Source organism: Limimaricola sp. G21655-S1, assembly GCF_027213785.1.
GTDB lineage: Bacteria > Pseudomonadota > Alphaproteobacteria > Rhodobacterales > Rhodobacteraceae > Limimaricola.
Window position 1 is genome coordinate 1 of sequence record NZ_JAPWGO010000057.1, and the last position, 2,624, is coordinate 2,624.

Genomic DNA, 2,624 nt, shown 5'->3' on the forward strand with positions numbered 1-2,624 from the left:
TGTAGACCGTCAACCTCTTTGGCCGGCACCGACAACCAAGATGGCCGGTTCTGACCGCTACGAACGGAACTGTTAGCTGGCGTTTTCCTCCTCGAGGTTGTCGGTGCTGCGGTGATCGATGTTGTCGCTGGAAGCTGTCGGTGGAGCGACAGCCTCGGTGTCCATTCGTCCGGCAGCCGCGCGTCGCCGGTAGCTGTCGCCGTTCATCTCGAGGATGGTCGCGTGGTGGACCAGTCTGTCGATGGCAGCGACGGTGACGGCGTGGTCCGGGAAGACCCGGCCCCAGGCGCTGAAGGGCTGGTTGGCGGCGATGGCGAGGCTCCTGGTTTCGTAGCGCCGCGCGATGAGCTCGAAGAGCACGGAGCTCTCGGCCTGATCTTTCTGCGCATAGGTGATGTCGTCGAGGATGATCAGGTCGAACTTGTCGAGCTTGGCCAGAGCCGCCTCAAGGGCGAGGTCGCGTCGGGCGGCCTGAAGCCTCTGCACCATGTCGGTGGTGCAGCTGTAGAGGACGCGCTTGCCGGCTTCGACGAGTGCGTGACCGACGGCGCAGAGGACATGGGTCTTGCCTGCTCCGGAATTGCCGATGGCGATGAGGTTGGCACCGGTCTCGACCCAGTCCCCGGCGGCGAGGGCCTCGATGCGGGCGCGAGGCACCCCCGGCAAGGCCTTGAAGTCGAGCGTCGCGAGGGTCTTGCCGCCGGGCAACTGTGATTGCTGGAGATAGCGCTGGATACGGCGGGCATCCCGTTCAGCGAGCTCGATCTCGGCGAGAGCCGCCAGGAAGCGTGCGGCGGGCCAGCCTTCGGTATCGGCACGGTTGGCAAGCACCGCCCAATGGCGCTGGAAGCTCGGCAGGCGCAACGCCGTGAGCATGGTGGGCAGCGCATGGACATCGACCGGGCGCGGCGCAGCGGGAGTGGTCATGCGTGGCCCTCCAGCAGAGCGTCGAAGCTGGTCAGGTCGGTGAGGACCACGGGCGTGTCCTCCGGCAACATGCGCTGTCGCGGCCTGAGGCACGGCTTCAGAGTCCGTGCTTCCGGGAGATCGCCGTGGGCAAGCGAGTTGGCAATCAGCGCCGCGAGTTCGGCCTCGCATCCTTCGTCATGTGCCAACCAGAGCAGATCGACCATCCGTCGGCAGGCGTCCTTGCGCGGCAAGGCGTCGGAGAGCGCGGTCCACGCCGCGGCATACTCCGATCTGGGAAAGAGGCCATCGCGATAGACCGACCCTGCCAGGGCCTGCGGCTTGCGGCGCAGTGCGTGGATTACATGGCGGTAGTTGACGCAATGGACGCGGGTGCCGTCGCGGCGGGCACGGTGCCGGGGGTGGGTGACGACACGGGTGGCCCCGAGGAAGGCTTCGATCCGGTCATCGTAGACATGGACTCGCAGGCGCTTCCCGACGAGTTGGGACGGCGCGGAGTAGAACACGGTGTGAACCAGAAATCCTCCGGTCCGGGTGACGCGCGCGACCACCTCGGTGAAGTCGGTGGTGCGCCGCGCAGGTAGCGGCCTGAGCGTCGCCATCTCGATACGCAGGGCCTCCTCGCGGCGCCGGTTCCGGCGCGCGACAAGCTCGTCGACGAAGCGGCGCCACTCCGCGAGGTCGGCGAAGTCGCGGCAGCCGCGCAGGATCAGCCCCTGGTCGAGGGCGGTCTTGAGGTGATTGTTGTGCGCTTCGACCGCGCCGTTCTCGTGAGCCTCTCCGGCATTATTGCGGCTCGCGATCATGCCGTAGTGGGCGCAGAACGCCTCGTAGCGTGCGGTGACGTCGGCTGCGGCGTCCGCGTCGAGGTTGCGGTAGGCCGCGGAGAGGCTGTCGGTGCGGTGCTCGTGCGGCACGCCTCCCAAGGTCCACAGCGCGTTCTGGAGGTTCTCGGCCAGCGCAGTGAAGCTCTCGCCACCGAGCACCACGGCGGCGTGCTCCCAGCCGCTATAAGCCAGGACGAAGTGGAAGAGGCGATGCGCCAGCGGCTGACCGGCAATGGTCACGCCTAACTCGGTGGCGTCGGTGAAGTCGGACAGGGCCATACGGCCCGGCTCGGGTGCCTGCCGGAAGATCACATCGCGCTCGGGCCCATGCAGGGCGCGCCAGTCGCGGACCCGGCGCTCGAGTGTCCGGCGCACACGGTCGTCCGGGAAGGCGTCAGGAACTGTCATCTGGAGATGCCGCAACAGCGTCACCGCCTGAACGGCGGGGTCTCGCTCGAGGATCGGCACGAGCACCGTATCCCAGACCGCCTCGAGCGGATCGGGAACGGTGCGGCCCCTGCCGGGCTTGCGCTGCGAGGGAAGGCAGGGCTCGCTTTCGAGGCGACGGGCCGTGCGTTCGCTGAACCCTGCCCGGGCCGCAGCAGCGCGCTGGCTGTAATGAAGGCGGTCAGTCATGTAGACTCTCACTTGCTGGTCGGTGACGGGTTTGCCCGGCACGGCGAGAACTCCGTTTGGATGCAGAGATCTCGACCCTACCGGTCCCGCAGCGGCCAGCACCCCACCCAATCCCCCGGTCGAAAGAGGATCGCGCCGCTGTCTCCAGCCTACGGTCGGGCTACGCCCGCCCTCCGGCTGGAGACAGCGGCCATCTTGGTTGTCGATGCCGGACAACTTGGTTGTCGGTCATCA

2 protein-coding genes are annotated in these 2,624 nt (G+C 67.4%); both read right to left on the reverse strand.

The window, feature by feature from the left end; all coding sequences use genetic code 11:
• Positions 1 to 72: 72 nt before the first annotated feature.
• Positions 73 to 927, reverse strand: coding sequence for an IS21-like element helper ATPase IstB (gene istB / locus O4G76_RS19735; protein WP_269398863.1), 855 nt, complete (start codon positions 925 to 927; stop codon positions 73 to 75).
• Positions 924 to 2,390, reverse strand: a complete 1,467-nt coding sequence (gene istA, locus O4G76_RS19740; protein ID WP_269398864.1) for an IS21 family transposase — start codon at positions 2,388 to 2,390, stop codon at positions 924 to 926. The genes istB and istA overlap by 4 nt, the downstream gene beginning before the upstream one ends.
• Positions 2,391 to 2,624: the final 234 nt, after the last annotated feature.